Consider the following 26,995-nt stretch of genomic DNA (forward strand, 5'->3'; position numbering starts at 1 on the left):
CATTTTGATACGGAATCGCCCTATGATTGGGTGGAACTCATCCGTTTTATTTTAGCAATCCAATTGATTTTTATTTTGTGTCACAGCGTCGTTTCATGAATCCCGTTTTGAACGTCAAGCAGGTCGGTTTTTATTGCTGGGATATTACCAATGACCGATTCTATCTAGACGAAGTCTGCGCTGAACTCTTGGGCATTCCTTTGCGGCAGGCGATGCAGGGCATCAGCATTTTCCAGATGCTCGAAAAAGTGGATATCGGCCATCGCAATCATGTGATCGAAACTGCGCTCACGACGCTCAAGGCCGCCAGCTTTTACCATCAGGAATATGCTGTGCGCCGTGATGACGGCTCTATCTCGTGGATTAGGACAGTCGGGCGATATTTGGTCGATGAAGAGAACATCCCTTTCAAGCGGATGGGAACGATGGAGGAGATTTCTCCGCCGAACCTGCGTCACTAAAGAGCGGCAATTTTCGGCTGTAGAGTGGACTTATTCCAGTTGAAATAGTAACAGTCGGCCATGATTACGAGAGCCGTGAAACTGGTTGAAGACAATGCGATTGAATCCGCCGTGCGGACGATTTCGATGGAGAGGGCTGGCCTTGCCGCTCTTGAAGAGGCCCTCAAAAACGGGCTTTCCGAACCTTTCTGCAAGGCGATCGAGACGATCGGCCAGTCTAATGGCCGCCTCATCATCACCGGTGTTGGTAAAAGCGGCCACATAGGCGCCAAGCTCGCGGCCACCTTCGCCTCCACCGGAACGCCTGCATTTTTCGTGCATGCGGCAGAGGCCAACCATGGCGATCTGGGCATGATCGGCGGCGATGATGTGGTGCTGGCGATCTCCAAAGGCGGTGAAAGTTCAGAGCTGCGTAGCATCATCAACTATTCGCGCCGTTTCTCCATCCCGCTGATTGCACTTACCTGTTCGGAGAGTGCATCGCTGGCGAAGGCAGCCGATATCGTGCTTCTGGTTCCCAATGAACAGGAAGCCTGCCCGCTCGGTCTTGCGCCTACCACCTCCACATTGATGCAGCTGGCACTTGGCGATGCCCTTGCCGTTGCGCTTCTGGAAGCACGCAATTTCACTGCCGGTGATTTCAAGGTGTTTCACCCCGGCGGCAAACTGGGCGCGGGCCTTACGCTGGTCAGCGATATCATGCATACCGGCGACCGGGTGCCGCTAGTCGGCAAGGGAACTTCCATGCCGGAAGCAGTCAGTGTTCTTTCCCGCAAGCATTTCGGCTGCGTCGGTATTCTGGACGAGGATGGCCGTCTGTGTGGCATCGTCACCGAGGGCGATATGGCGCGCAACCTGTCGCGCAACCTCGCTGAATTGACGGTGGACGACATCATGACCCGTACTCCGAAAACGGTCAAAAAATCGGTGCTGGCGACCAGCGCTCTCGCGACGCTGGAAAAATTCCACATCGGTGCGCTGATCGTCGTTGATGACGATAACCGGCCGATAGGGCTGGTGCATTTCCACGATCTGTTGAGAATCGGTGTGGCCTGATCGCTATGAGCGGTCGAGCGGCTCTATTGTCAGGGTGCGGCCACGCGCAGCTGCGATCCTGACACGTGTTCCTGCTGGCATGTCCTCACCGTTAACGGACCACCAGGTATCGTCCAGCCTTATGCGGCCGCGCCCTTCGACAACCGGCTCCTGCAGGGTCGCTGTGCGGCCAACAAGGCTGGCTTCCCGCTGATTGAGGAAGGGTTCGTCGCTTGCCTCACGGTTTTTGCCGAAATATTTCCTGCCAAGCAGGGCGAAGGCGATGGAGAGGGCGGCAAACAGCACCAGTTGCAATTGCCACGCCCAGAATGCGGCATCCCAGAACAGCAGGGAGAGCGCGCCGATCACCAGCGCGGCAATGCCAATCCAGATCAGAAACACGCCCGGAGCGACCAGCTCGGCAGCCAGCAGAATGAAGCCGGCAATCCACCAGCTCCATGGTCCCAGTTCCGTGGCAAGCCGTTGCAGCATCGTCACTTCTCCGATGAAGAGCCGAAGGGATTACCGGGAATTGTCACGTTGATGGCCTGGGCCGAAGGCCGCGACGGCGGCACCGAGCGGGAAGATGCGGGGACGGCAGGCGCCGTTGGTGCATCGCCCTTGTCGCCGAAAACGTCACGGGCGATTGCCCCTATGCCGCCGAGCGAGCCGATCAACGCAGACGCCTCCATCGGCATCAACACGATTTTCGAGTTTTTGGCGGTACCGATACTGGAGAGCGCTTCGGTATATTTCTGGGCAACGAAGTAATTGATCGCGTGGACATTGCCGGCAGCGATGGCTTCCGACACCATGCGGGTGGCGTTGGCTTCGGCCTCGGCCAGACGCTCGCGGGCCTCGGCATCGCGGAACGCCGCTTCGCGCTGGCCTTCCGCCTCGAGAATGGCAGATTGTTTTGCGCCCTCTGCGCGCAGAATCTGAGCATTGCGGGCGCCCTCGGCCTCCAGCACCTGCGCGCGTTTTTCACGCTCCGCCTTCATCTGCCTAGCCATGGAATCGACGAGATCTTTCGGCGGCGCGATATCTTTTATCTCGATGCGCGTGACCTTGATACCCCATGGTCCCACCGCCTCGTCCACCACGCGCAGCAGGCGATCGTTGATGGCATCACGGTTCGACAATAACTCATCGAGATCCATCGAGCCCATTACCGAGCGGATGTTGGTCATGGTGAGGTTTTCAATCGCCATTTCCAGATTGGTAATCTGGTAAGCGGCCTGTGCGGCATTCAGGACCTGATAGAAAGTGACGGCATCAGCCGAGACACTGGCATTATCGCGGGTGATAACTTCCTGTGTCGGTATATGCAGAACCTGCTCCATCACATTCATCTTCGAACCGATGCTTTCGAAGAACGGCACGATGAGGTTGAGGCCCGGCTCGAGTGTGCGGGTGTAGCGCCCGAACCGTTCAACCGTGTAGCGATGTCCCTGCGGTACGGTCTTGATGCCGGCAAAGAGCACCAGAATGACCAAAACAACCGCCGCTATGACGACGATATCGAAACCGCCCAATGCAATCATCACTTCTTCCTCCAGCACCACAACCTTTTGGGATCTTACACCCGCATCGTTATGGCAAGATTACACCCAACCTTGCAACTCTTGTCGTACAACCTTTTCGAGAACTGTCATACCCTCTACGCTGTCGTTGAGACACGGGATGTGGGTGAATTTCTCGCCGCCATTGTGCAGGAAGATTTCTCCGGCCTCACCGGCAATTTCCTCCAGCGTTTCAAGACAATCCGATACGAAACCGGGGTTCATGACGGCGATGCGTTTGATGCCCTCGGATGCCAGCTTTTCCATGGTCTTGTCGGTATAGGGCTGCAGCCATTCTTCTGGCCCAAAACGCGACTGGAAGGTGATCATGAAGTTCTTCTCGGTCCGTCCCAGCGCTTCCTTCAGCAGACGGGCGGTCTTCTGGCAGTGGCAATAATAGGGATCGCCCTTCCTGAAGTAGGATTGCGGAATGCCGTGGAAGGAGGTGATCAGCATCTCCGGTTCCCAGTCCAGCGTTGCCAGATGGTTTTTGACGGAGGCGGCAAGCCCCTCGATATAGGCAGGATCGTCATGATAGGGCGGAACGGTCCGGATGGCGGGCTGCCAGCGCAGCTTCATCAGATGTTCGAAAGCCTTGTCGTTCACCGTCGCCGTGGTCGATGCGGCATATTGCGGATAGAGCGGGAATAGCAGGATTTTCTCGCATCCCTGCTCCTTCAGCGCGTCGATTTTCGAGGCGATGGAAGGCTGGCCGTAGCGCATGGCCCAGTCAACGACGACATTCGGCAAATCCTTCAGCGCCTGTGCCATCAGTTCGCCTTGGCTTCGGGTATAGGTGCGCAGATAGCTTTCGTTGCGATCGCGGTTCCAGATTGCCTCATAGGCCTTGCCGACCTTCTGCGGGCGCTTGTTGAGGACGATGCCGTACAGGATCGGATACCAGTAGAGGCGCGACCATTCGATCACGCGTTTGTCGCTCAGAAATTCCGCCAGATAACGGCGCATCGGCCAATAGTCCGTACCATCCGGCGTGCCAAGATTGACAAGCAGAACGCCAACCTTGCCAAATCTTACGCGGGGATGGTCTACGGGAAGTGCGGATAATTCTGTCGTCATGAATGACACCCTGAACTCGTACTGGTTGCGTGAGAACGTTTCCGTTTGGGATAAAGGGCGGAAACGCTCCATTTTTTGTTTTTATACATGGCCGGACGCAAACCGTGACGCGGTTTTGCCGGAAATGCTCAAGCTATATGCTCGTGCCGTCAATTTGTTCACGTGTTCTAGACGAAATTTGTAAGGATTGAACCACCTGCGGAGGTGATTTCCGAGGTGCGGTAACGGACGCATTGTCTTTTGATAAAACGCAGCCTGTAATGATCTGTTTTTAAAGGGAAAATAAGAAGCCGGCCTCATGGTGCGAGGCCGGCTTCCCATCTGCGGCAAATTGCCCTGTCTGTATGTGTTCGCGGCTTATTGAGCCGGAACCTCCAGTTCCTCGCCGATCTCGATATGGTTCGGATGCTTCAGCGTGTTTGCCTTGGCAATCCTGGTCCAAAGGGCACCGTCGCCATACTTCTCCGCCGCGATCTTCCAGAGCGAATCGCCCTTTGCGACAACATATTTGCTGGCGGCAGCCGCGGCCGCTGCCGGCGTGGTGGTGGCAGGTGCGGTCGCGGCAGGTGCTGTGGGAGCCGGGGCCGGTGTGGCGGCCGGAGCGGTTGCAGTTGCCGCCGGTGCTGTTGCGGCAGGCGCTGGTGCAGCGGGCTTTGCCGGAGCTACATAACCGGCAGGCGTCACTTCAGTGATGCGGCCGTCCGTGAAGGGCTTATAGGGGCTGTTGGCCGTAATATATGCAGCTACAGCCTCTTCGAGGTTGGGGCCGAAGTCATAGGCGTTGATCGCCTTGGTCGCGAATACCTTGAAGCCATCGCCGCCGGTGCGAACGTAATTATTCGCCGCAACAGTGTAGGTCTTTGCCGGGTCGAGAGGCACGAAAGCGTCGCCCTCCTTGACCTCGACCGCAGTAACACGGCTGCCGGCCGGCTTGGAGCGGTCGAAGGAATATTTCATGCCTGAAACCTGCATGAAACGACCTGCGCCATCGTCGATCTGGCTGACGCCGTTTTCGAGGGCAGCGCGAATATCCTCGCCCTTCAGCTGGAAAGTCGCGACCGTGTTCTGGAACGGCAGAACCGTCAGGACTTCGCCCATCGAGACATCGCCGCTATCGATGGAGGAGCGCAGGCCACCGCTATTTGCGAAAGCGATGGTGACGCCCTGATCCTTGACGCGGGCCAGGGTCGCATCCGCTACCAGATTACCCATAGAGCATTCTTTGACGCGGCAAACCTTGCGGTCACCTTCGATCGGGCCTTCCGAAGTGCCGACGACCTTCGATTTCAACGCCTCGATTGGTGCTTTCAGTTCATCGATACGCTTGAGCGTTGCTTCGTCGGGTTTGAAGGATGAATCGATCAGGATCGGATCGCCCTTGCTTTCCTTGACCACGCCGCTGTCATCGAAGACGACGCGCAGGTCACCCAGGTATTTGCTGTATTGCCCTGCCTGAACGACCGGAACCTTGTAGCCGCCGGGATTGTCGACGAGTGTCGGATAAGGCCCTTCGGCCTTCTGATCGGTGTTGGAGAGCAACGTATGCGAGTGGCCGCCGACAACGACGTCCACATCCGGGATTTTCGCGATGAATTCGAGGTCGCGCGGATATCCGACATGGGTCAGGGCAATGATCTTGTTGACACCCTCGCCTTTCAGCTTCTGCACCTGTTCGCTGATTTTCGCGACATCTTCCGCAATGGTGATGTTGGGGCCGGGGGTCGCAAGTTCCGCCGTGTCGTTGGCGACAGCGCCGACAATACCGATTTTCTGGCCGCCGACTTCAAGGACGATGGACGGCTTGACGCGATCGCCGATTTTCGAGGCGGCGCTGGCAACCACATTGGCGGTCACGACCGGAAACTGAACCTTGTCGAGGAAGCCCGCAAGCCCGTCTTCGCTATCGTCGAATTCATGGTTGCCGACGGTCATGGCGTCGAACTTCATGGCGTTCAGCACTTCGGCTTCAACGGTACCCTTGTAGGTGGTGTAGAACAGCGAGCCTTGAAAATTGTCGCCGGCATTGAGCAGGAGAACGTTCTTGCCTTGAGCCTTGAGCGCGTCCCTTGTCTGGTTGATTGCGGTCAAGAGGCGCGCGGCGCCGCCAAAGCATTCGTTTTTGCCTTCCTCTTCCGCTGAGCAGGTCGAGTCGAATTTATTGATCGATTCGATACGGGAGTGAAAATCGTTAATGTGAAGAATGTTGAGTTCGTAGTCGGCCAGAGCCGCTCCGGCTGAAAGCGTTATCGCGGAAACGCTCAGCATACTCAGTCTCAAAATTTTCTTCATGGTCCCTCTCTCCTGTTCAAAGCGGAAGCCTTGGCCGGTCGATCATCATCAGGCCGTGCTCATTCTCTAGTCTGAAAGTATGTCAGTCTTTCAAAGCGCGATGTTTCCATTTAGCGGCAGCTGCCGCAAGCGGAAATTGTGACAGTGGCGCAATAAAGCAAAACGCACACTTGAGGCGTGCGTTTTAAAAGCTCATGCCATTGAAAAGTCTGTGTTATCAGCCCTGACGCGTTAGCGAGAACTGGCTGTTGCTGTCTGTCGTGCAATTCAGTTGCGACGGGGAGACGAGCGCGCAGTTGACGCGCGATTGCGTGTTGCGCACCAATGACGTCATGTTGATCTCATAGAGCGTCGGCGAAATCGTAACATAGGTGCCGGATGCGAGAAGCGTGTTGGTATCGGTCGAACGGGTGGAGAAAGCACCGTTCTGGAATGTCGATACGATGCCGTTGCGGTCGATCCAGCGGCCATCCACGGCCGGGCCGCGGGCAAGCGAGGGTGCCATCGACGTCTGCTGGGAGGGACCCGGCGCAACGCATGAAGACACCGCGATTGCGGCACAAAGCAAAGCAGCGCTTGTCTTGAAGTTCATGAGCCTGTTCTCCTGCGATTCGATGAAACCCTGATGTTTCGACCATGCCGTGAAGCGTTATTTATTTCAAGGCAACGTTGTTTGCTCTCCCGGGTTCCTGACATCCGTCATGAAAACACCTGCGTGACAAATATGAGACGCCATGCCCTCAGCGCACGAGGATGTTGCGGAACTGCCAGGGATCCGAGGTGTCGATATTGTCTGGAAACAGTCCCGGGCGACCGTCGAGCGGCGTCCAGTCCGTGTAATGTCCTTCGACCGGTCCAAGATAGGGACGCTGCACCTCAAGGCAACGGCGATAATCCATTTCATCCGCCTCGACGATGCCGGCTTGCGGATTTTCCAGCGCCCAGACCATTCCGGCCAGTACCGCGGAGCTGACCTGCAATCCGGTCGCGTTCTGGCTGGGGGCGAGCGCCCGTGCCTCCTGCAAGGTTAGCCGCGAGCCATACCAATAGGCATTTTTGTCATGGCCGTAGAGAAGAACACCCAGCTCGTCGGCACCATCGACAAGCTCGTCTTCGCCAAGCACATGCTGGATCGGCTGCGGCGTGCCGCCATTACCGAAAAGTTCGTGCAGGGAAAGGACGGCGTCGTTGCAGGGGTGGTAGGCATAGTGACAGGTGGGCCGGTAGATCAGATCGCCATCGTCATTGCGGACGGTGAAATAGTCGGAAATCGAGATCGCCTCGTTGTGGGTGACCAGAAATCCATATTGCGGCCCTTGTCCGGGACACCATGTCCGTACCCGCGTATTGGCGCCGGGCTGATCGAGATAGATCGCTGCCTTGCTGCCCTTTTTTTGTTTTTTCGCGTTTTTTGGCATCCAGTTTTCATGCGTTCCCCAGCCGAGTTCGGCGGGCTGAAAACCTTCGGCGATAAAACCCTCGACGGACCAGGTGTTCCAGAATGCGCCGAATGGCTTGGGATTTTTTGCCCGCTGCGTATCGCGCTCTGCCACATGCACGCCCTTGACGCCGAGCTGCTGCATGAGCTTTGCCCATGCCTGCTGGTCATGCGGTCGCGGCTCTTCGATGTCGAGACCGCTATCCTTGGCGAGATTGACCAGCGCCTGTTTTACGAACCAGGACACCATGCCGGGATTTGCGCCGCAGGTGGAAACGGCCGTTGTGCCGCCCGGTTTCCGAGCCTTTTCTTTCAGCATGGTCTCGCGCAGCGAATAATTGGTACGGGAGGCATTGTCGGCGTCTGCATCGAAGTAAAAGCCGGGCCACGGCTCCACTACGGTGTCGATGTAGAGCATGCCATGTTTGCGGCAGAGCCTCATCAGATCGACGGATGCGGCATCGACCGAAAGATTGACGCAGAAGCCCTGACCCTGAACCCCTTTAAGGAGTGGCTTGAGCACCTCCTTGTAGTTTTCTTTGGTCAGATGCGTACGGATATGGCGAATGTTTCTCTCGGCCAGATACGCTGCGATATCCTCGCGCGGGTCGATGACGACGAGCCTGGTCTTGTCGAAGTTGAAATGACGTTCGATCAACGGAAGAGTGCCGCGCCCGATGGAGCCGAAGCCGATCATGATGATGGGGCCGTCAATATCGCCGTAAATCGGATGGTTTGCGTCCGTCATTCGTCATTTTTCCTTTTTAAGCCAATAAGTAAGCTAGATCATAAAAGCGTGCCACAATAAAGGGCAGGTGCATGACGGACATATGACGGTGGCGCAAGCCCGGGATGCGAAAGTTGTGACGGGTTGGTGTGTGGTGATCCCGTTCTGCGCGGTTGCGATCCGGCGAGATTGAAGTCGAGACCTTCCGACCGCATTCTTCCCCTTCGCATTTTAGAGACTACGTTTATAATCAAGTTCTTCTTTTCGTGTATATGCCCTAGGGCTTGGGGGCTTTTGCAAGATGACGAAAAGGGGGCTTTTCGTCATCACAGGAGTGTTGCCTGTTGAATAGTCTTATCGAGCGTGTCGCAGCGCTTCAGAGCGCCACCCCCGTTCTTATTGCACTTTACGATTCCGAAGACCGGTTGCGGCATGCCAACCCGTCGTTTCGGCAGAGCTTTCAGCTTGCCGACGATGATTTTTCGACCTGGGCGGAAATCATGCGCTTGAACCACCGTCTGCGAACCGGCGTGGTCGTCAGAAACAGCGATTTCGAGGGCTGGCTTTTGTCGGCGCAGTCCCGGCGCGGCAAGCTGCCGTATCGTGCCTTCGAGATGGACATGTATGACGGCCGCTGGTTCTGGATGACGGAGACGGTGCAGCAGGATGGCTGGATGCTGTGTGTCGCAAGCGATGTCACCGAATTGCGCCAGGGCTACAGAACCCTGCGGCAGGACCGGGATCTGGCGGTGCGCGCCTCGCAGACCGACGAATTGACGGGAACGGCGAACCGGCGTTTTGTTTTCGCCAAACTCGCGCTACAGGTGGAGCGGGTCGGCAAGGGGCTTGAAGCACCCTTTTGCCTTTGCACGCTCGACATCGACTTTTTCAAGCACATCAATGATCGTTTCGGCCACAAATGCGGCGATGCGGTGCTGCGCGATTTTGTCGGGATCGCCCATTCCGTCGTCCGGCGGGTGGATTGTTTTGGCAGGATCGGCGGTGAGGAATTCATGCTCATCCTGCCGCGCAGTTCGGTTGTTGAGAGCCGGGAGATCGTCGAGCGGCTACTGCAAAAGGTGCGTCTTTCCAGACCTCTGGCCGAGTTTCCGGATTTTTCCTATAGCTGTTCCGCTGGAATGACGACCTATCGGATGGCAGAAAGTGCCGACGATGTTTTCATGCGCGCCGATCAGGCGCTTTACGCTGCCAAGGAAAAGGGCCGCGACCGGCTTTTGGCGGTGACGGTTTAGACCAGCTCCGCCGCAATCAGCCCATGCAGCGAATTTCCCACGAACAGCCGTCGACCGGCAATATCCTCCGGCTTCAATGCCTGCCCGCGTGCCTTGCGCTGGCGGATGAGATCGGCACGCAGAACGCCCGGCAGAATACCGCTGTCGAGCGGCGGCGTCAGCAATTGCCCGTCCGGCATTTCGACGAAGATGCTGGTCGATGATCCCTCGCACAACTCGCCGCGCTCGTTGAGCAGCAGAACCTCGTCTGCATCCCCGGCTGAAAATTCGGCGCGGGCGGCATCATAGGGTTCCCGGCGCGATGATTTGTGGCGATAGAAGGTGTCGGTGGAATCAAGCCTGGTTTGCGTCGCGATGCGGATCCGCCAGACGGTTCCCTCCTGCAACGGCCGAAACTCGGCCGTTTCGATATCGAGCTCACCCTTGTAGTTCATGACCAGCTTCACGCAGAGCGGACTTTCGCCGCCCACCTTCTTCTCCAGTACCTGAACCGCGTTGACCGGTGCTCGGAAACCGAGCGCATCGGCTGAGCGCAATAACCGGCGCATATGCTGGTCAATGCGCTGAAAACCCGATTGCGGCTCCCAGCGCAGCGTTTCTCTCAAGGTCAGATCGGCGGGTTTGCGTTTCATTGCCTTTGCTCGTCGCCTGTCATCGGTATTTTTCGGAGGCAATCAGGCCTGTTTGCTGTCAAGCGCTTCCAGTTCGTCGATCAGCCCTTCGATCATGGCAAGACCCTTGTCCCAGAAGGAAGGGTCTGTCGCATCGAGGCCGAATGGTTTCAGAAGTTCCGAATGGTGCTTGGTGCCGCCTGCTTTCAAAAGCTCGAAATATTTCTCCTGAAAGCCGGTCTCGGCCTTCTGGTAAACGGCATACAGCGAGTTCACCAGGCAATCACCGAAGGCATAGGCATAAACATAGAAGGGAGAGTGGATGAAATGGGGGATGTAGGTCCACCAGGTCTCATACCCTTCGGAAATCTTGATCGCCGGGCCGAGGCTCTCGGCCTGAATGGAAAGCCACAATTCACCGATCTGTTCGGAGGTCAACTCACCCTGCTTGCGGGCGGTGTGCAGCTTGCGTTCGAATTCATAAAACGCGATCTGTCGCACGACCGTGTTGATCATGTCCTCGACCTTGCGGGCGAGCATGGCCTTGCGTTCCCTGACGTCCTTCGTGTCGTCAAGCAATTTGCGGAAGGTCAGCATTTCTCCGAAAACGGAGGCAGTTTCGGCAAGCGTCAGCGGCGTCGCGCACATCAGCGCGCCTTGGTCGCCGGCCAGCACCTGGTGCACGCCGTGGCCAAGCTCATGGGCAAGCGTCATCACGTCGCGCGGTTTGCCGAGATAGTTGACGAGGACATAAGGATGGGCCGAAGGCACGGTCGGATGCGCGAAGGCGCCCGGCGCCTTGCCGGGCCGGGCGGGGGCGTCGATCCATTGCTCATCGAAGAACCGGCGGGCAATATCGGCCATCTCCGGCGCAAAATCACCATAGGCGGACAGCACGGTGTCCTTCGCCTCATCCCAGGGAATTATCGTATTCGATGTATCGGGAAGCGGCGCGTTGCGGTCCCAGTAGTTCATCTGTTCCATGCCGAGCCATTTCGCCTTCATGGCGTAATAACGATGCGAAAGGCGCGGATAGGCGTTTTTCACGGCGGCAGCCAGAGCGTCTACGACCTCGCGCTCCACACGGTTTGCCAGATGGCGGCTGTCGGCGATGTCTTCGAACTTGCGCCAGCGGTCGGAAATATCCTTGTCCTTGGCCAGTGTGTTGGTGATGAGGGTGAAGACCCGCAGATTATTGGTGAAGGTGGTGCTGAGCGCCTGCGCTGCCTTCTTGCGAGTTTCCGGCTCCGGCTCCTGAAGCATATTGAGCGTTACTTCCAGCGAAAGGCTTGCGCCGTCTATGTCGAAGCGCAGGTCGGCCATCGTCTCATCGAACAGGCGGTTGAACGCGCTGGCACTCGTCATCGATTTTTCGAGGAATAGCTGTTCGAGCTGGTCATCGAGCTGGTGCGGCTTGTCCTTACGCAAATCCACCAGCCACGGCCTGTAGTGCCCAGCTAAGGCATCGTTTGCCATGCAGGCATCCATTACGGCGTCGTCGATGCGGTTCAGTTCAAGCGTAAAGAACAGCAGATGGGCGGAAATATCCGTCAGTTTCGCCTGGGCGTCGCCGTAAAGCTTGCCGTTTGCCGGGTTGGAGGTATCTGAAAAATACGTCAGCCCCGCAAAGGAACCGATGCGGCCGATAAGATCGTCCAACGCTTCATATTCCTTGAGAGCAGCGCCGATGCCGTTGGCGCCCGTCGCCTTTGCAGCGTCTTCAAGCTTGCCCTTCCATTTATCCTCGAAAGCCGCCGCCAGCGCCGCCGCCTTCTCAATGTCGCCCTTGTATTCCGGCGAATCGCCCGAGGGATAGAGATCCGAGAGTTTCCAGCCGGGCAGGTCGCCAAGGGCAGGGCCGGAGGTTTCGGCAAGCGAAAATACGGGGTGCGGTGTTGGGCGATTGAGGGTCATCGAACGCGTCCTTGTCGTTATGCCTGCGCAGCATATGGGGCCTTTGTTTCCCGCAGCAATGGATAAAATGCAAGCAAATCTCAAAACTGGATGTTCAAATCTCCCGTGCCAGAGTGCGCCACAAGGGACCGCATGACGCAGGTCCATAAACCGGAAACCGGAGCCAAAAATGACCGCGCATGTTCTCGTGATAGACGATGATCCCGTCCAGCGCCGCCTGCTCAAAAATGCGGTGGAACGTTATGGGCATCTGGCCTTGCTTGCAGAAAACGGCAGGGCGGGGCTGGAGCTGCTCAAGCAATATAGCGGCGAGATCAATGTTGTCGTCCTCGACCTGATGATGCCGGAAATGGATGGCCTCGCCTTCCTGAAAGCCGTTGGCGAACTCGGCACCGACGTCCCGGTCATCGTCCAGACGGGGCAGGGCGGCATCGATACCGTCGTGCAGGCCATGCGCGCCGGCGCCTTCGATTTCGTCGTCAAGCCGGTCTCGCCGGAACGGATCGGCGCCGCCATCTCCAATGCCCTCAAGCTCGACAGGAGAGAGGCAAAGGCCCGCACGGGCAGGCGCGGACGGAGCAATGCCGTGAATTTTACTGATATCGTTTCCGCAAGCCCGGCCATGCTGAGGGTGATAGAACTGGCGCAGCGCGCCGCCCAGTCCAGCATTCCCGTGGTACTGGAAGGCGAATCCGGCGTCGGCAAGGAAATGGTCGCCCGTGCAATCCAGTCGGCTGGCGACAGGGCGAACAAACCATTCATCACCGTCAATTGCGGCGCTATCCCGCACAATCTGGTGGAGAGTATTCTTTTCGGTCACGAGAAGGGCGCTTTTACCGGAGCCACGGAAAAACACGTTGGCAAGTTCATGGAAGCCGATGGCGGAACGCTGTTCCTCGATGAAATCGGTGATCTGCCGCTCGACGTGCAGGTAAAGCTACTGCGGGCGGTTCAGCAGGGCGAAATCGAAACTGTCGGTTCCGCGCGTGTGCAGAAGGTGAATGTCCGCCTGATTTCCGCCACCAACAAGAATCTCATCGAAGAGGTGAAGGAAGGCCGCTTCCGCGAGGACCTGTATTATCGCCTCAACGTCTTTCCTATCACCATTCCGGCGTTGCGCCGGCGCAAGGAGGATATTCCCCATCTGGCACGGGTGTTCGCGGAGCGTTTTTCGGTGGAACAGAAATTGCCAAATCCCGTCGGCCTCGATGCTAGCGCGCTGGCACTGCTAACGGCCTATGACTGGCCGGGCAATATCCGCCAGCTTGAAAATGCGGTCTTCCGCGCCGTCGTGCTGTCGCAGGGCGAGGAACTGGCTGATTCCGATTTTCCGCAAATCGCGCTGCAATTGCCAGAATTCGCAGGTGGGGACGATGCGGGTGAGTCGATCCGGTCGCCGTCTGGATCGTCGCTGAAACTCGCCGCATATTCTCCGCCGCCGCCGGTCGCCGAAAGTCACGCCATTCTGGATGAGGCGTCAGATATTTCCACCACGATATACCGGGGAGGAAACCTGATCTCCAGCATGGACGACTCAGGCAATATCAGGAAGCTGGCCGAGATCGAAGAGGAGCTTATCCGTTTTGCCCTTCGTTTTTATCGCGGGCAGATGAGTCAGGTCGCAAGGAAACTTGGTATCGGCCGCTCGACGCTTTATCGCAAGCTGAAGGACTATGGCATTGATCCGGACGATCCGTTGCGGGATGCGGCCTGATTGCACAAACCGCCTGTTCGACGGCAGATAGCAAGATTCGTTAACTTCTGAGCAAGGATATCCGCTTACCGTCTATAAACCTCTTGTTAGTGGCTGATTCACTATATAGAGGAAGGTTGCATCTGTGTGGCAATTTTGCCATCGTGTCACCGTATTTGACGTTCATTTGAGGCAATGTGACAGAAATTGTCTTCCAGGCGGGGATCGAATTGCCATATCTGCATCGAAATATCGCGCTGTCGACCAAGATCGCGCGCGGCTTGATCAAGGATATATGCACGAAGCTGTCGGCACGCGCTGTCACTTTTGCCTGCTTGATGCTCGCCGCAATGCCATTCGCAGGTGTCTCGGCGACGGAAGCTTTCGCCGAAACGCGCAGTCTTAAACTGTATTATATCCATACACGCGAGAAGGCGGTCATAACCTTCAAGCGCAACGGAAAATACGACCAGAAGGGTCTGCAGGAGCTGAACCGCTTTTTGCGTGACTGGCGTCGTAACCAGCCGACGCGGATGGATCCGCGTCTTTTCGATCTTGTCTGGGAAGTCTACCGCCGCAGTGGCGCGACCGATTACATCAACGTTGTGTCGGCCTTCCGTTCGCCTGAGACTAACGGCCTCCTGCGCACGCGCACCAAGGGCGTGGCGGAAAAAAGCCAGCATATGCTCGGCAAGGCAATGGATTTCTACATTCCGGGCGTGAAGCTTTCCACACTGCGCGAAATCGGCATGCAGATGCAGATTGGCGGCGTAGGTTTCTACCCGACCTCGGGTTCTCCCTTCGTGCACATGGATGTCGGCGGCGTTCGTGCCTGGCCGCGCATGAGCCGTCAGGAACTCGTGCGTATCTTCCCCAAGGGCAATACGCTGCACGTTCCTTCCGATGGCAATCCGCTTCCCGGTTATGAACAGGCCTTGGCTGACTACAAGAAGCGCGTCAATTCCTCTTCCATTCAGGTTGCTTCCAGCGCCGGTGCCGGCCCTGCGTCCTCCGGTGGTGGCGGCAAGCGCAAGACACTGTTGCAGGCGCTCTTTGGCGGAGGCGACGAGGATGAAGATCCCGATAGCATCGCTACGCCGCAGCCCGCAGAACGTCCGGCTGTCGCTCGCCCTGCAACGCCACCGCCTGCTGCACCTGAGCCAGAACCGACGATCGCCGTTGCTTCCGCCCAACCGCTTCCCGGTGTGAGCACTGCGCCGCTGCCCATTGCACGTCCAGCTTTCGGCAACCAGCCTCCGGCCAATACGGGCCTTGCCACCGCGCTTTATTCTCCAGCCCGTAATGCGGCGCAGGATGCACTCCAGGCTGCGACAACACCGACGCCAACCTCTGCTCCGGCCGAGCGTCAGCAGTTTGCCGATCTGGCTGAGGTATCCGTGCCTGTGCCGACGCTTCTTGGGCCGCGTGGCATGCGTGGCGACGCTGAAGGATCGATCCTGACCGCATCCGCAGATGGTGCGACACCCGCAGCGACGGGCGAACTTGCGTCTATTCCGGTGCCGGCCAATCGTCCGGCTGTGGCGGAAGCCCTGCTGGCACAGGCCAATGCTGATCCGGAAGGCGACGAAGATCTCGCCGAAGAGCGGAAAGATACGCTTTCGCCGACTGTGGTTGCTGCTCTGGAACAGAGCGGTCAGGCCGCCCGTTCGCAGATCAATTCCGCTACCGTGCCGACAGCCGCGCCGTTCCCGGCTGCCGTCAACCACAAGGTTACAGTCGCGCCCGCCGAAACGGCTAAGGCTGAGCCAGAGGCAGGTTTCGGTGACGCCTTTGATCTGAAACCTTCCATCAATGGTGGGCTGACGGCCGGCTTACCGACCAAGGGCTCACGCCCGAGCAGGCAGGATGCCGCCGTTTCCCATCAGGCCATGGTCGGCGGTGGTCGTCTGACGCAGGATCTGATCTCTGACTGGGCGCTCAACCAGAACAAGGGCTCGACCGGCCGTTCGGTGAAGGCGCCGCGCGTCGTCGCCAACCGTATGCTCAGCCACGACATGTCGGCTTCCGCCACATCGGCTAGCTTCAAGCCCGGTGCAGCGGCGATCGAGTCCAGCCGTTTCAGCACGCCGGTGAAGATGCACTGAGCCCCGCTTTCTGCAATGCGGCCGAAAGGCCAACAAAAAACCCGCCGGTGACGGCGGGTTTTTTATTATGCTTGATATCGCGATATCAGACGCCGCTCTGGCCGTCCGAACCGATATAGGCGATGCGCACCATGTTGGTCGCGCCCGGGGTGCCGAGCGGCACGCCGGCGGAGATGATGATGCGGTCGCCCGGCTTGCCGAAACCTTCGGACACGACGATGCGACAAGCGCGGTTCACCATATCGTCCAGATCGCTGGCGTCACCGGTAACCACGCAATGCAGGCCCCAGACGACCGACAGGCGGCGTGCGGTCTGGATGATCGGCGAAAGCGCAATGATCGGAACCTGTGGCCGCTCGCGCGCGGCGCGCAGACCCGTTGTGCCGGACGAGGTGTAGGTGACGATCGCGGCGAGCTTCAACGTTTCGGCAATCTGGCGGGCAGCAAGCGAAATGGCGTCTGCACCCGTCGCTTCCGGCTGTGGGCGCTGCGCGTAGATGATGTTGGAATAATAGGGGTCCTGTTCCACCGTGCTGGCGATGGATGCCATGGTCGATACGGCTTCGATCGGATAATCGCCGGAAGCGGACTCGGCCGAGAGCATGATGGCGTCGGCGCCTTCGAATACGGCAGTCGCAACGTCCGAAACTTCCGCACGGGTCGGAACCGGAGCTGTGATCATCGATTCCAGCATCTGTGTGGCAACGACAACCGGCTTGCCGGCACGACGGCAGGCGCGGGTCAGCTGTTTCTGGATGCCCGGAACTGCTTCCAGCGGCATTTCCACGCCGAGATCGCCGCGTGCGACCATCAATGCGTCGGAAAGCTCGATGATTTCTTCGATGCGCTCAATAGCCTGCGGCTTCTCGATCTTGGACATCAGGCCAACGCGACCGCGCGAAATCTTGCGCACTTCGGCCAGGTCTTCCGGGCGCTGAACGAAGGAAAGGGCAACCCAGTCCACTTCGTTGGTTGCAAGAACGGCGTCGAGGTCGACGCGGTCCTTGTCGGTCAGAACGCCGACGCCGAGCAGGGTGTCGGGCAGGCTAATGCCCTTGCGGTCGGAAATCCGGGTGCCCGAAACAACAGTGGTGACGATGCTCTTGCCGTCGCTCTTCTCAGCGCGCAGATGCAGCTTGCCGTCATCGATCAGCAGGCGGTGGCCAGGCTTGACCGCTTCGAGAATTTCAGGATGCGGCAGGAAAACGCGGGTGTTGTCGCCGGGCGTATCGTTATTGTCCAGCGTAAACGTCTGGCCGGGAACGAGATCAACCTTGGTCTCGGCAAATTTACCGACGCGCAGCTTGGGACCCTGCAAGTCGGCCAGAATGCCGATGGGACGGCCGTTACGGCTTTCGACGGAGCGAATACGCTCAATCAGCGTCCGCATCACGTCGTGGCTCGCATGGCTCATGTTGATGCGGAAGAGATCGGCGCCGGCCAGATGCAGCTTTTCGATCATTGCCTCGTCGGAAGAGGCGGGGCCGAGAGTTGCAAGAATTTTGACTTTGCGGTTACGCTTCATCAGTTTTGATTTCCCTGTGTGCCTGGCGTATCGGAAAGCTGGACCATCCAGCTGCCCTGTCTGCCCGTGTCATATTCCTTGAAACCCATTCTCTGGAAGCTGCGGGCATAACAATCGTCTACGCCGGCGATTTTGAACTCGTTTTCCGCCACGCACATGTTGACGTCACCGGTCCAGCGGCCGCCGTGAGCGGCGTCCTCGGCATAAAGATAATAATAACGCGACTGCAACTCACCCTCTATCAGCGTTGCGCAGGTAGAGGAGGGGACCTGCCACCAACCTTCACTGACCCAGCCGTCCTGCGCCCGGTAGCCGATTGCGACCCCCACGAGGTTTTGCGTGCTGTTGCAGACGCGGAAATCCGCATGCGCGGCCTCCACGAAGACAAACGGGGTCAGAAACAATGCCGCTGCGGAGAAAAGACGGGCAAGATGCCGAAAGTGGCGAGGAAGAGCGAGAGATGACTGAGTCACGGCTTCCATCCGGATTCCATGGTTATAATGAACACACTTCTTGGCGTGGCCGCCAAAGAAAGTCAACGCGAGTTTAATCGATTATATTGTTCGTGGGATCGTGAGTGCGATAAGGTAGATGGCTGTTCTGTCGCCGAAACTTGCGCCCGGCCTCAAGCCATGCCATCAAGCTTTTCTCCTCAATCCTGCCCCAGAAAATTATCGATGAACGACTTCATACCCTATGAAATCATAGAAGGCGATTATGACAAAGGCATGGTTCTTCTGGCGGACCATGCCATGAACCTCCTGCCGGCACACTACGGCAAACTTGGCCTTCCGCAAACCGCTTTTCATCGTCACATCGCATTTGATATTGGCATTGAAGGGCTGACGCGCTCTCTTGCGGCCCGCCTCGGCGTGCCGGCCGTGCTTGGACGATTTTCGCGCCTCCTGATCGACCCCAATCGCGGCGAGGACGATCCGACCCTTATCATGAAGATTTCGGACGGGGCGATCATCCCCGGCAACCACCCGATTTCGGATGATGAATGGCAAAGACGGATCGAGTTTTTTCATCGTCCCTATCACAATGCCGTCGATCGCGTGCTCACCGGTGTAGCGCAGTCGTCGGGGGAAGCGCCGCTTGTTCTGTCGCTGCATTCGTACACGCCGTTCTGGAAAGAAACACCGCGTCCCTGGCATGCGGCGGTTCTGTGGGACACGGATAATCGTGCGGTCGATCCGCTTCTGGCGCATCTGCGCGCGACCGGCGACATTCTCGTTGGTGACAACGAACCCTATGACGGGGCGCTGAAGGGCGATACCATGTATCGCCATTGCATGATGAAGGGCATACCGCATGCGCTTCTTGAAGTTCGGCAGGATTTGATCGCGGATGAGGAAGGGATTGCCGAATGGTCGGACCGGCTCGCTCCCATTTTCGCCGCAATGAACGACGATCCCATTTTGCATGAATATGAGCTGTTCACCTCTCGCACCGGCCCCTACTGAGCCTGGAGCTGCCCCATGACGACACCGAATGACAAACAGCAGATTGAATTCGAGGCCGCCGCATTTCGCCGTCTCGTCGAGCATCTTCGCGAGCGTCACGATGTGCAGAACATCGACCTGATGAATCTCGCGGGCTTTTGCCGCAATTGCCTTTCCAACTGGTATGGGGATGCCGCTAACGAGGCCGGCGTTGCACTCACCAAGGAGCAATCCCGGGAAATCGTCTACGGAATGCCCTATGAGGAGTGGAAGGAAAAATATCAGGCGGAGGCGAGCGACGCCCAGAAAGCTGCCTTTGAGCAGAACAAGCCAACGGAATAACCCCCGATCGACGGAAACGACTTGACGTGAGGCCCGTCAGTGGGCAGGTCACAGGCCGGAATTTTTGCTGCCCGGCTGGCGGCGACCGGCGAAGGCTTCGCCTGGATTTAATGAACAAGGCTCACCCGAGCTGCTACCAATGAAGGATGATATGATGGACGAAACGAGCACCACCGAAACCGTCGCCGCCGCCGAACTGCGTCAATTCATCGAGCGCGTCGAGCGTCTCGAAGAGGAAAAGGCCGCCATTCAGGGAGACATCAAGGATGTCATGGGTGAGGCGAAGGGTCGTGGCTACGATACCAAGGCGATCCGCACCATCATCCGCCTGCGCAAGAAGGACGCCAACGAGCGTATCGAGGAAGAAACCATTCTTCAGACCTATATGGCTGCGCTTGGCATGGAATGATCGGTTGACGGTCCCACAATGAAAAATCGCCGCTTTTGCGGCGATTTTTGTTTGGATCGTCTGCGATATTCAGCTGCGAGTGCCAGCCAGCTTTTCAGAAAGGTCAGCGGCCTCTTTGCGGGCGTCCTTGTCCGCGGGATAGAGCGCGAGATAGCGTTCCCAGGCTTTCAGCGCCAGATCGTCACGGCCTGAGGCTTCGAGGATGTTTGCAAGGCTCGCCAATGCCGGAAAATAGCGCGGCTCCTTCTCCAGCGTCAGATTGATATCCGCCATCGCCTTTCGGGTGTCGCCATCCGCAAAATGCACCATGGCGCGGCGATAGGGCGCCTGCACGTAGTCCGGATCGAGTAAAATAGCCTGGTCGAGAAAATCGTAAGCGGCGGCGTTGCGCTTCTCGTCTGCGGCTTCGCCTGCCCATTGCATCAGGAGATTGATTGTCGCGCTGCCGGAATCGTTCCATTCGGAAGCGATCTGGTTGGCAATGCTGCGCGCCTTGACCGCATTCCGCTCTTTTTTCAGCGATGCGAAAAGACTGTCAACTGTCTTTGCAGGTGAAGGCGCAGCCTCCAGGGCTGCGGGAGGCTGACCATCTGCCGCATGACCAAGGGACGCCATTCCTGAAAGCAGGAGGCCCGAAAGCAGGAAACCCTGAGCGACGATGATAGCCGTGCAAAAACGATTTGGGCGCATGGGTTAAAGCTTAACCCGACTGCGCCCAATATCAAATGCAAAGTTCTGCACTGTCAACAAAGTGATCCGCGATGTGATCGCGAACCGCAGTGGCACTCAATCAGCCCTGACGAGCCTTGAAGCGCGGGTTCTGCTTGTTGATGATGTAGACGCGGCCCTTGCGGCGAACCAGGCGGTTATCGCGATGACGGGCCTTAAGCGCTTTAAGCGAATTCTTGATTTTCATTTTACTGGTCCGCAGTTTTGCACGGCTTTTACCGTGCTTATTCAAACAATCAAAAGCGCGCAACGGGGCGCGCTCTTTTCGGTTGGCAGGCAAATACCCGTTTGACCCCTGCCTGTCAACACTTCCAGACGTCTTTGCCTTAAAAGACTGAGGCTTTTCCTGTGTGCAAAAGCTCGGTCACATGGCCCATCTTGCGGCCAGGCCGTGCTTGTGTCTTGCCGTAAAGATGCACGAGACAGTCTTTTTTCGAAAGCCATGCTGGCACATCGTTGATGTCATCGCCGATGAGGTTCGTCATGACGCAATCCGAATGGCGGGCCGTGCTGCCGGGGACAAGACCGGAGACGGCTCGTATATGCTGTTCGAATTGCGAGACCACGCAGGCCGCTTCCGTCCAGTGGCCGGTATTGTGCACGCGCGGCGCCATTTCATTGGCAACGAGCGAACCATCGGTCAGGACGAAAAACTCGATGCCGATCACGCCGACATAGTCGAGCGCAGCCAGAAGCTTTTCCGCCGATTGCACGGCAACCGCCTTCGCCGCATCGGAGAGTGCTGCCGGCACCGTGGATGTATGCAGAATGCCGTTCAGATGAATGTTTTCGGCCGGATCGTAGCAGGTAACGGTGCCATCCCTGAAACGGGCGGCAATGATCGAGATTTCCCGCTCGAAAGCGACGAAGCTTTCGAGGATGAGCGGCACGCCACCGAGTGTTGCGAAGGCGCCTGCGATGTCCTCACCACCCTTGAAAAGCCTCTGGCCCTTGCCGTCATAGCCCATGCGGCGGGTTTTCAGCACACCCTTGCCACCAAAAGCGGCCAATGCCGCCTCCAGTTCTTCCTGATTATCCACGGCGCGGAAATCGGCGGTCGGAATGCCGCAACCGTTGAGGAAGCGTTTCTCCGTCAGCCTATCCTGCGAGGCGCTGAGAGCCTGCGGCGGGGGATAAACGGGAACAGAAGCGCTCAGCGTCTCGGCTGCGGTGACGGGTACGTTCTCGAATTCGTAGGTCACGACATCGCAAAGGCGAGCGAGTTCCGCAAGCGCCGTCTCGTCACCGTATTCCGCGACGATCTGGCTGTTGCAGACCTGCGCCGCCGGACAATCGGCTTGCGGTTCGAGAACGATGGTGCGGTGGTTGAGGCGTGCGGCGGCCATTGCCAGCATGCGGCCAAGCTGCCCGCCGCCGATGATGCCGATGGTGAGATTGTTCGTATTCATCGTCATGTTAGAGGCTGTCACTGGGCGCTGTCCATGGGATATTCGGCAACGGCCGCTGACTGGCGCGCGCGCCATGCATCGAGCCGGTCTGCCAGGTCCTCGTCGCCCAGCGCCAGAACCGCAGCTGCCAGAAGTGCGGCATTGATAGCGCCGGCCTTGCCGATGGCAAGCGTTCCGACGGGAATGCCAGCGGGCATCTGGACGATGGAATAGAGGCTGTCCTGCCCGGACATCGTCTTGGATTGTACCGGGACGCCGAAAACCGGCAGCGGGGTCATGGCGGCGGTCATGCCCGGCAGATGGGCGGCGCCGCCGGCACCCGCGATGATGACCTTGAAGCCTTCGTCTTTCGCGCCATTGGCAAAATCATAAAGGCGATCAGGCGTGCGGTGGGCGGAAATGATGCGGGCTTCGTATTCCACGTCCAGCGCATCCAGCGTATCGGCGGCATTCTTCATGGTCTCCCAGTCGGACTGGCTGCCCATGATGATGGCGACGGGGGGTGTCTCTGCTGTCACTTCGCTTCTCCGGCTTACAGCATAGGCGCAAAAATCGATTTTGATTTCTGCAAGGCACGATGCGTAAATTCAATAGATTAGAGCGTCTCTCGTGCATCCGGCAGGAAGCACGGAAGCCACTCTAGGCAATGATATCGGGAATGACCTGATCTTCGATCTGGGTCATCTTGTCCTTGACGGCCAGCTTTTTCTTTTTCATGCGTTGTATTCTCAGCGCATCGCAGTTGGTCTGGATCATCGCGTTGATCGCAGCGTCATAATCCTCATGCTCCTGGCGCAGCCGCGCCAGCGTAAGCCTGATGTCCGCCTGGTCCTGATCGGGCATCTTGTCATCCCCATTTTATGCCAGCCGGAGAGCCTCCGGCGCGTATGTCATCGGTTCTCGAGCCTCTATCATCAAATCGCGGTAACGGGAAGTTATCCCTTGCGACCAAATTGCCCACTTATTGCCTTCATTTCGCCTTCGACAAGACCAACGATCCATGTCACATTGTCGTCGCAAACCTGAAACTCCAGCGATGGAGAGCTGGAGGTAGGCTTAAAAATGGAAGGACGTGCCGCATGACCATTCAGGCTCATATTGCATCGCTCGAAAAGAAACACGGTGCTCTGGAGGAGGAGCTCGAAAGTATTCTTGCTTCCCCGTCCTCTGACGATAGAGAGATCGCCGATCTCAAACGCCGTAAACTGCGCCTGAAGGATGAACTACAGAGGCTTCGCGCCTCCACAAGGCATTGATTGATGCCATTCCCCAGCCTTCGATGAAGGACTGACGGATTCTTTTTCGGCCCTGGCGGTACGTGCGTGCTGCCAGGGCTTTTTAGTGGCCGCCTTGGGTCTAGAAAGGCAGCCCGTCCCACAGCAGTTTCAGCGCCGCGATCAGCGCCATGGTATACATCAGCGGGTAGAACACTGATGGTTTCAGATATTTCACCACCCTTGCGCCGGCAAGCGTCGCCAGCATTGCCACCGGCAACAGGCTGGCCGATGTCTTGAGGTTGGTGGCATCAAGCGCGCCGAGCGCGAAATAGGGAATGAGCTTGATTGCATTCATGATCGCGAAGAAACGCACGCTCATGCCGGTATAGGTCTTGGGATCGAGCTTCAGCGGCAGAACATAGATCTGGAAGGGTGGGCCACCCGCATGGGCCACGAAACTCGCATAACCGGACAGGCTGGACCAGAGTGTTGCAGCCACCGGACGCTGCGGTCTGGCCGGAATCTCCTGCCCTTTGCGGCTTTTGAAGCTCTCCTGGAAATAACGCAGTACGAACAGGATCGTCACCGAGGCGACGACGAGGCGCATGGCGTCTGCCGAGATGAGGCTTGAGGTCGCCCAGCCGAGAGTAATGCCGGCAATCGCGCCCGGAAGCATGATGAGGAGCGTTTGCCGGTGGTTGTGGTGCCGCCAGGCCCATAGCGCCACAAGATCCATCACGATCAGGATCGGCAAGAAGATTGCCGCCGCCTGCACGGGCGGGATGGCAAGCGCCATCAGCGGCACGCCCATCAGTGCCAGCGCACCGCCCAACCCGCCCTTGGAAAGGCCGACAAGCACGACTGCGGGGATGGCGACGAGGAAAAAATGAAAATCGGTCAGCATGGATGAAGGTTGATCCTTTCGCCGGTCCGGTCTATCGGATTTATCATATCAAAACGAGTGCAGATAACGCCGAAAGTGTCTTCTGCCTGAAATGGACGAACCGATGACCAAAGTTGATAACCGTTGCCGCCTTGTTCTGATCGTCCCGCAATTGGACGACGCGCAAAAGCAGGCGACAGAATTGCAAGAAGCACTGCGAGGCGGCGATGTGGCTTCGGTCATCATTCCGCAATATGATCTGGATGACGCCACTTTCCAGAAACGCGCCGAATTGATCGTGCCGATGGTGCAGGAGGCTGGTGCCGCTGCCCTTATCGCGGGCGACAGCCGCGTTGCGAGCCGGGTGAAGGCGGATGGCCTGCATGTGGCGGGCAATGCCGAGGCGCTTGCGGAGGCCGTGGAAAATTTCGCGCCGAAGCTGATCGTTGGCGGTGGCAATGCCGATGATCGGCATAAGGCTCTGGAGATGGGTGAGTCCAATCCGGACTACGTGTTTTTTGGAAAGCTCGAAGGCGACATCAAGCCGGAAGCGCATCCCAAAAATCTGGCACTCGGCGAATGGTGGGCATCGATGATCGAGATTCCATCCATCGTCATGGGCGGCACCGATATCTCGTCGGTGGTTGCCGTGGCCGAAGCCGGCGTGGAATTCGTGGCGATGCGCAGCGGCGTTTTTGACAATGCCTCGGGTGCTGCCCAGGCCGTTTCTGAAATCAACGCGTTGCTTGACGAAAAAGCGCCACGGTTTGACGGTTGATACAGGCGATGTTGATGCGCTCGGTTCACGTCTGCCTTTCTATTTCGCTGCTGGCGCTGTCTTTAGGCGCGCCGGCGGGCGTTGCTTTTGCCCAATCCGGACCGCAAAGCGAAAGCAACGCGCTTTCCCGCCAGTTGGAGGATGAGGCGCAGCCTTCCCGTCAGGGCAGGGTGCAGTCCGAAGAGCAGAAGGACTTGCAACCGTCGCAGGGCGTCAACGTCTATCAGCGCATGGGCGCGGACCTGCCGGCCTTGCCGCCTGAAAAGGAGTTCAAGGGCCGGGTGGATGAGGCCTATGGGCATTTCCAGCGCGGCGAATATGTCCAGGCGCTCGACAAGGCGCTCAACCGTGCGCAGAACGGCGATGCGGCCGCCCAGACGCTGGTGGCGGAAATGATGTCGCGTGGTCTCGGCATCGCCCGCGACGAAAAGACCGCGGCCTTCTGGTACCAGCAGGCGGCACAGGGTGGCGATCCCGTCGCGATGTTCAAATTCGCCCTCATTTTGATGGAGGGCAAGTTCGTTACCCGCGACAAGGCGAAGGCCGACGATTACATGCACCGTGCGGCGGAAGCCGGCAATGCTTCGGCTCAGTTCAACTGGGGGCAGATACTGGTTTCGGAAAATCCCGGCGTAAAGGGATTGCTGATGGCCATGCCGTATTATGAAAAGTCCGCCGAGCAGGGCATTGCCGACGCGCAATATGCGGTGTCGCAGATCTACCACTCGGTCAAGGATGTGCCGGCCGAAAAGAAGGCCAAGGCGCGCGATTGGCTGACGCGGGCCGCAAAGGCAGGCTACGATACCGCGCAGGTCGATCTCGGCATCTGGCTGGTCAACGGTTTTGGCGGCGAGCGAAATCTGGATGAAGGCTTCCGCTGGCTTTACGGTGCTGCGCAGCGCGGCAATGTCGTGGCGCAGAACAAGGTGGCGCATCTTTACATTCAGGCGCTCGGCACACGGCCCGATCCGGTGGAGGCGGCCAAATGGTACGTGCTTTCCCGCCGCGCCGGGCTGAAGGATCCGTCTCTCGAGGATTTTTATCTCGGGATCACCGACGAGCAGCAGAAAAAGGCTATCGAGGCGGCAAATCGTTTCCGTCCGATGTGATGCAAGGCCGGTTGTTCGGCGCCAGCGTGCATGTGCAGGCTTTTTGCCTTGAATTTCCGCGCGTTTTGTGGTCTTGAACCGCAAACTTTCAATTCAAGAAAATAATGACGTTCCTGCCCGGCTAGCTTGCGGGTGGTTCGCAAGCTTTCCAGGAAACAAATTCGATGGCACGTTCAGCCCTTCTCAATGTGATGGTTCAGGCCGCCCTCAAGGCGGGTAAGTCTTTGTCGCGTGACTTCGGTGAAGTGCAGAACCTTCAGGTTTCGGTCAAGGGACCGAGCGATTTCGTATCGCAGGCGGACCTCAAGGCTGAAAAGATCGTGCGCGACGAGCTGATGAAAGCCCGCCCCACCTACGATTTTCTGGGTGAGGAAGGCGGCGAGGAAAAGGGCAGTGATGGTGCGCATCGCTGGATCGTCGACCCGCTGGATGGCACGACCAACTTCCTGCACGGCATTCCGCATTTCGCCGTTTCCATCGCGCTCGAGCGTAACGGAGAAGTCGTAGCCGGCGTGATTTTCAATCCCGCGACCGACGAACTCTACACCGCCGAGCGTGGCGGCGGCGCGTTCCTTAACGATCGTCGTATCCGCGTTGCCGCGCGGAAGGCCTTGACGGATTGCGTCATCGGCTGCGGTGTGCCGCATCTCGGTCGCGGCAATCACGGCAAATTCCTTGTCGAACTTCGCCATGTCATGGGTGAAGCAGCCGGCATCCGCCGCATGGGTGCTGCAGCACTCGACCTTGCCTATGTTGCAGCAGGTCGCCTCGACGGTTTCTGGGAAGCAGAGCTTTCGCCGTGGGATATGGCGGCCGGTCTGGTGCTGATTCGCGAAGCTGGCGGGTTCACCTCCGACGCCAAGGGCGGCGCGGATATCTTCGGCAGCGGCAGTGTTGCTGCCGGAAACGAATATATCCACAAGGCACTTGTGGAAGTTGCCAACCGTCCGATTCCGGGTCGTTGATCGATTTCGGCAGAAAACC

General features: G+C 58.0%; 28 protein-coding genes. 12 read left to right on the forward strand and 16 right to left on the reverse strand.

Going from position 1 to position 26,995, the window contains the following annotated elements; genetic code table 11:
- Window positions 1–95: 95 nt before the first annotated feature.
- Together FB593_RS20020 and FB593_RS20025 are read left to right on the forward strand one after the other, a co-directional pair.
- Entirely contained in the window at window positions 96–461 is a 366-nt protein-coding gene (locus tag FB593_RS20020) for a PAS domain-containing protein (RefSeq protein WP_013761857.1), read from the forward strand.
- A gap of 60 nt (window positions 462–521) precedes the next feature.
- Complete coding sequence (locus FB593_RS20025) at window positions 522–1,517, forward strand: KpsF/GutQ family sugar-phosphate isomerase (RefSeq protein ID WP_035199687.1); 996 nt, start codon at window positions 522–524, stop codon at window positions 1,515–1,517.
- A 3-nt stretch (window positions 1,518–1,520) separates the two neighbouring features.
- Here the strand turns inward: FB593_RS20025 and FB593_RS20030 are convergent, their stop codons facing one another.
- From FB593_RS20030 to FB593_RS20055, 6 genes are all read right to left on the reverse strand, one after another.
- The gene (locus FB593_RS20030) at window positions 1,521–1,988 is read right to left on the reverse strand and encodes an NfeD family protein (protein WP_035199685.1); all 468 of its coding nucleotides are present in this window, start codon (window positions 1,986–1,988) and stop codon (window positions 1,521–1,523) included.
- A 2-nt stretch (window positions 1,989–1,990) separates the two neighbouring features.
- Window positions 1,991–3,040 (reverse strand): SPFH domain-containing protein, encoded by a 1,050-nt coding sequence (locus FB593_RS20035; RefSeq protein WP_013761854.1) that lies wholly within the window; start codon window positions 3,038–3,040, stop codon window positions 1,991–1,993.
- Between the two features lie 60 nt (window positions 3,041–3,100).
- Window positions 3,101–4,135, reverse strand: coding sequence for a ferrochelatase (gene hemH / locus FB593_RS20040; protein WP_013761853.1), 1,035 nt, complete (start codon window positions 4,133–4,135; stop codon window positions 3,101–3,103).
- Between the two features lie 357 nt (window positions 4,136–4,492).
- Window positions 4,493–6,424 (reverse strand): 5'-nucleotidase C-terminal domain-containing protein, encoded by a 1,932-nt coding sequence (locus tag FB593_RS20045; protein WP_035199683.1) that lies wholly within the window; start codon window positions 6,422–6,424, stop codon window positions 4,493–4,495.
- A gap of 217 nt (window positions 6,425–6,641) precedes the next feature.
- A complete protein-coding gene (gene omp10, locus FB593_RS20050) occupies window positions 6,642–7,016 on the reverse strand; it encodes an outer membrane lipoprotein Omp10 (protein WP_003511448.1) in 375 nt (124 codons plus the stop codon).
- Between the two features lie 148 nt (window positions 7,017–7,164).
- Window positions 7,165–8,610, reverse strand: coding sequence for a homospermidine synthase (locus FB593_RS20055; protein WP_019564920.1), 1,446 nt, complete (start codon window positions 8,608–8,610; stop codon window positions 7,165–7,167).
- A 323-nt stretch (window positions 8,611–8,933) separates the two neighbouring features.
- Here FB593_RS20055 and FB593_RS20060 point away from each other — a divergent pair, with 323 nt between their 5' ends.
- Window positions 8,934–9,842, forward strand: coding sequence for a sensor domain-containing diguanylate cyclase (locus FB593_RS20060; RefSeq protein ID WP_003511446.1), 909 nt, complete (start codon window positions 8,934–8,936; stop codon window positions 9,840–9,842).
- On the opposite strand, the gene FB593_RS20065 is transcribed toward FB593_RS20060, so the two are convergent.
- Both FB593_RS20065 and FB593_RS20070 read right to left on the reverse strand, forming a co-directional pair.
- The gene (locus tag FB593_RS20065; protein WP_035199681.1) at window positions 9,839–10,474 is read right to left on the reverse strand and encodes an aminotransferase class IV family protein; all 636 of its coding nucleotides are present in this window, start codon (window positions 10,472–10,474) and stop codon (window positions 9,839–9,841) included. The two genes, FB593_RS20060 and FB593_RS20065, sit on opposite strands and share 4 nt — an antisense overlap.
- A 42-nt stretch (window positions 10,475–10,516) precedes the next feature.
- The gene (locus FB593_RS20070) at window positions 10,517–12,367 is read right to left on the reverse strand and encodes a M3 family oligoendopeptidase (protein ID WP_035199679.1); all 1,851 of its coding nucleotides are present in this window, start codon (window positions 12,365–12,367) and stop codon (window positions 10,517–10,519) included.
- 169 nt (window positions 12,368–12,536) lie between these two features.
- On the opposite strand from FB593_RS20070, the gene FB593_RS20075 reads away from it, so the two are divergent.
- Both FB593_RS20075 and FB593_RS20080 read left to right on the forward strand, forming a co-directional pair.
- On the forward strand, window positions 12,537–14,081 hold the full coding sequence (locus tag FB593_RS20075; protein WP_035199677.1) for a sigma-54-dependent transcriptional regulator: 1,545 nt from the start codon (window positions 12,537–12,539) through the stop codon (window positions 14,079–14,081).
- A gap of 176 nt (window positions 14,082–14,257) precedes the next feature.
- A complete protein-coding gene (locus tag FB593_RS20080) occupies window positions 14,258–16,165 on the forward strand; it encodes a DUF882 domain-containing protein (protein WP_003511441.1) in 1,908 nt (635 codons plus the stop codon).
- Between the two features lie 85 nt (window positions 16,166–16,250).
- On the opposite strand, the gene pyk is transcribed toward FB593_RS20080, so the two are convergent.
- The gene (gene pyk / locus FB593_RS20085; protein WP_003511440.1) at window positions 16,251–17,690 is read right to left on the reverse strand and encodes a pyruvate kinase; all 1,440 of its coding nucleotides are present in this window, start codon (window positions 17,688–17,690) and stop codon (window positions 16,251–16,253) included.
- Window positions 17,690–18,094, reverse strand: coding sequence for a DUF1036 domain-containing protein (locus FB593_RS20090; RefSeq protein ID WP_370647635.1), 405 nt, complete (start codon window positions 18,092–18,094; stop codon window positions 17,690–17,692). The genes pyk and FB593_RS20090 overlap by 1 nt, the downstream gene beginning before the upstream one ends.
- Window positions 18,095–18,367: 273 nt before the next feature.
- On the opposite strand from FB593_RS20090, the gene FB593_RS20095 reads away from it, so the two are divergent.
- The 3 genes from FB593_RS20095 (at window position 18,368) to FB593_RS20105 (ending at window position 19,886) form a co-directional block, all read left to right on the forward strand.
- The gene (locus FB593_RS20095; RefSeq protein ID WP_035199675.1) at window positions 18,368–19,156 is read left to right on the forward strand and encodes an N-formylglutamate amidohydrolase; all 789 of its coding nucleotides are present in this window, start codon (window positions 18,368–18,370) and stop codon (window positions 19,154–19,156) included.
- Between the two features lie 15 nt (window positions 19,157–19,171).
- Entirely contained in the window at window positions 19,172–19,477 is a 306-nt protein-coding gene (locus tag FB593_RS20100) for a DUF1244 domain-containing protein (protein ID WP_035199673.1), read from the forward strand.
- 151 nt (window positions 19,478–19,628) lie between these two features.
- Window positions 19,629–19,886: a DUF2312 domain-containing protein gene (locus FB593_RS20105; RefSeq protein ID WP_006314683.1), complete on the forward strand. Its 258-nt coding sequence runs from the start codon at window positions 19,629–19,631 to the stop codon at window positions 19,884–19,886.
- Window positions 19,887–19,955: 69 nt separating this feature from the next.
- Here the strand turns inward: FB593_RS20105 and FB593_RS20110 are convergent, their stop codons facing one another.
- The 5 genes from FB593_RS20110 to FB593_RS20130 all read right to left on the reverse strand — a co-directional run bounded on the left by FB593_RS20110 (window position 19,956) and on the right by FB593_RS20130 (window position 22,867).
- Complete coding sequence (locus tag FB593_RS20110) at window positions 19,956–20,576, reverse strand: tetratricopeptide repeat protein (protein ID WP_003511434.1); 621 nt, start codon at window positions 20,574–20,576, stop codon at window positions 19,956–19,958.
- A gap of 100 nt (window positions 20,577–20,676) precedes the next feature.
- Complete coding sequence (gene ykgO, locus FB593_RS20115; RefSeq protein ID WP_003497670.1) at window positions 20,677–20,802, reverse strand: type B 50S ribosomal protein L36; 126 nt, start codon at window positions 20,800–20,802, stop codon at window positions 20,677–20,679.
- 139 nt (window positions 20,803–20,941) lie between these two features.
- Entirely contained in the window at window positions 20,942–22,030 is a 1,089-nt protein-coding gene (locus FB593_RS20120; RefSeq protein ID WP_035199671.1) for a 5-(carboxyamino)imidazole ribonucleotide synthase, read from the reverse strand.
- An 11-nt stretch (window positions 22,031–22,041) separates the two neighbouring features.
- A complete protein-coding gene (purE, locus tag FB593_RS20125) occupies window positions 22,042–22,509 on the reverse strand; it encodes a 5-(carboxyamino)imidazole ribonucleotide mutase (protein WP_034501985.1) in 468 nt (155 codons plus the stop codon).
- Between the two features lie 154 nt (window positions 22,510–22,663).
- The gene (locus FB593_RS20130; protein ID WP_003511431.1) at window positions 22,664–22,867 is read right to left on the reverse strand and encodes a YdcH family protein; all 204 of its coding nucleotides are present in this window, start codon (window positions 22,865–22,867) and stop codon (window positions 22,664–22,666) included.
- Window positions 22,868–23,103: 236 nt separating this feature from the next.
- Between FB593_RS20130 and FB593_RS20135 the strand changes: the two genes are divergently transcribed.
- Entirely contained in the window at window positions 23,104–23,280 is a 177-nt protein-coding gene (locus tag FB593_RS20135; protein WP_003511430.1) for a YdcH family protein, read from the forward strand.
- Window positions 23,281–23,380: 100 nt separating this feature from the next.
- On the opposite strand, the gene FB593_RS20140 is transcribed toward FB593_RS20135, so the two are convergent.
- A complete protein-coding gene (locus FB593_RS20140) occupies window positions 23,381–24,145 on the reverse strand; it encodes a sulfite exporter TauE/SafE family protein (RefSeq protein WP_003511429.1) in 765 nt (254 codons plus the stop codon).
- A gap of 103 nt (window positions 24,146–24,248) precedes the next feature.
- Here FB593_RS20140 and FB593_RS20145 point away from each other — a divergent pair, with 103 nt between their 5' ends.
- The 3 genes from FB593_RS20145 to FB593_RS20155 all read left to right on the forward strand — a co-directional run bounded on the left by FB593_RS20145 (window position 24,249) and on the right by FB593_RS20155 (window position 26,976).
- Window positions 24,249–24,902, forward strand: a complete 654-nt coding sequence (locus FB593_RS20145) for a thiamine phosphate synthase (RefSeq protein WP_003511427.1) — start codon at window positions 24,249–24,251, stop codon at window positions 24,900–24,902.
- An 8-nt stretch (window positions 24,903–24,910) separates the two neighbouring features.
- A complete protein-coding gene (locus FB593_RS20150; RefSeq protein ID WP_019564913.1) occupies window positions 24,911–26,011 on the forward strand; it encodes a tetratricopeptide repeat protein in 1,101 nt (366 codons plus the stop codon).
- A gap of 164 nt (window positions 26,012–26,175) precedes the next feature.
- The gene (locus FB593_RS20155; RefSeq protein WP_003511424.1) at window positions 26,176–26,976 is read left to right on the forward strand and encodes an inositol monophosphatase family protein; all 801 of its coding nucleotides are present in this window, start codon (window positions 26,176–26,178) and stop codon (window positions 26,974–26,976) included.
- Window positions 26,977–26,995 lie beyond the last annotated feature (19 nt).

It is taken from the genome of Rhizobium sp. SJZ105 (assembly GCF_007828365.1).
Lineage (GTDB): Bacteria > Pseudomonadota > Alphaproteobacteria > Rhizobiales > Rhizobiaceae > Agrobacterium > Agrobacterium tumefaciens.

Bases quoted from the DNA above. Each gene is read 5' to 3' on its own strand.
- FB593_RS20145 (WP_003511427.1), top strand. From the start codon at position 24,249: ATGACCAAAGTTGATAACCGTTGCCGCCTTGTTCTGATCGTCCCGCAA.
- FB593_RS20120 (WP_035199671.1), bottom strand. From the start codon at position 22,030: ATGACGATGAATACGAACAATCTCACCATCGGCATCATCGGCGGCGGG.
- omp10 (WP_003511448.1), bottom strand. From the start codon at position 7,016: ATGAACTTCAAGACAAGCGCTGCTTTGCTTTGTGCCGCAATCGCGGTG.
- FB593_RS20110 (WP_003511434.1), bottom strand. From the start codon at position 20,576: ATGCGCCCAAATCGTTTTTGCACGGCTATCATCGTCGCTCAGGGTTTC.
- FB593_RS20075 (WP_035199677.1), top strand. From the start codon at position 12,537: ATGACCGCGCATGTTCTCGTGATAGACGATGATCCCGTCCAGCGCCGC.
- FB593_RS20095 (WP_035199675.1), top strand. From the start codon at position 18,368: ATGAACGACTTCATACCCTATGAAATCATAGAAGGCGATTATGACAAA.
- FB593_RS20100 (WP_035199673.1), top strand. From the start codon at position 19,172: ATGACGACACCGAATGACAAACAGCAGATTGAATTCGAGGCCGCCGCA.
- FB593_RS20070 (WP_035199679.1), bottom strand. From the start codon at position 12,367: ATGACCCTCAATCGCCCAACACCGCACCCCGTATTTTCGCTTGCCGAA.
- purE (WP_034501985.1), bottom strand. From the start codon at position 22,509: ATGGGCAGCCAGTCCGACTGGGAGACCATGAAGAATGCCGCCGATACG.
- FB593_RS20035 (WP_013761854.1), bottom strand. From the start codon at position 3,040: ATGATTGCATTGGGCGGTTTCGATATCGTCGTCATAGCGGCGGTTGTT.
- ykgO (WP_003497670.1), bottom strand. From the start codon at position 20,802: ATGAAAATCAAGAATTCGCTTAAAGCGCTTAAGGCCCGTCATCGCGAT.
- hemH (WP_013761853.1), bottom strand. From the start codon at position 4,135: ATGACGACAGAATTATCCGCACTTCCCGTAGACCATCCCCGCGTAAGA.
- FB593_RS20045 (WP_035199683.1), bottom strand. From the start codon at position 6,424: ATGAAGAAAATTTTGAGACTGAGTATGCTGAGCGTTTCCGCGATAACG.
- FB593_RS20155 (WP_003511424.1), top strand. From the start codon at position 26,176: ATGGCACGTTCAGCCCTTCTCAATGTGATGGTTCAGGCCGCCCTCAAG.
- FB593_RS20130 (WP_003511431.1), bottom strand. From the start codon at position 22,867: ATGCCCGATCAGGACCAGGCGGACATCAGGCTTACGCTGGCGCGGCTG.
- FB593_RS20020 (WP_013761857.1), top strand. From the start codon at position 96: ATGAATCCCGTTTTGAACGTCAAGCAGGTCGGTTTTTATTGCTGGGAT.
- FB593_RS20105 (WP_006314683.1), top strand. From the start codon at position 19,629: ATGATGGACGAAACGAGCACCACCGAAACCGTCGCCGCCGCCGAACTG.
- FB593_RS20150 (WP_019564913.1), top strand. From the start codon at position 24,911: ATGTTGATGCGCTCGGTTCACGTCTGCCTTTCTATTTCGCTGCTGGCG.
- FB593_RS20140 (WP_003511429.1), bottom strand. From the start codon at position 24,145: ATGCTGACCGATTTTCATTTTTTCCTCGTCGCCATCCCCGCAGTCGTG.
- FB593_RS20135 (WP_003511430.1), top strand. From the start codon at position 23,104: ATGACCATTCAGGCTCATATTGCATCGCTCGAAAAGAAACACGGTGCT.
- pyk (WP_003511440.1), bottom strand. From the start codon at position 17,690: ATGAAGCGTAACCGCAAAGTCAAAATTCTTGCAACTCTCGGCCCCGCC.
- FB593_RS20055 (WP_019564920.1), bottom strand. From the start codon at position 8,610: ATGACGGACGCAAACCATCCGATTTACGGCGATATTGACGGCCCCATC.
- FB593_RS20025 (WP_035199687.1), top strand. From the start codon at position 522: ATGATTACGAGAGCCGTGAAACTGGTTGAAGACAATGCGATTGAATCC.
- FB593_RS20030 (WP_035199685.1), bottom strand. From the start codon at position 1,988: ATGCTGCAACGGCTTGCCACGGAACTGGGACCATGGAGCTGGTGGATT.
- FB593_RS20065 (WP_035199681.1), bottom strand. From the start codon at position 10,474: ATGAAACGCAAACCCGCCGATCTGACCTTGAGAGAAACGCTGCGCTGG.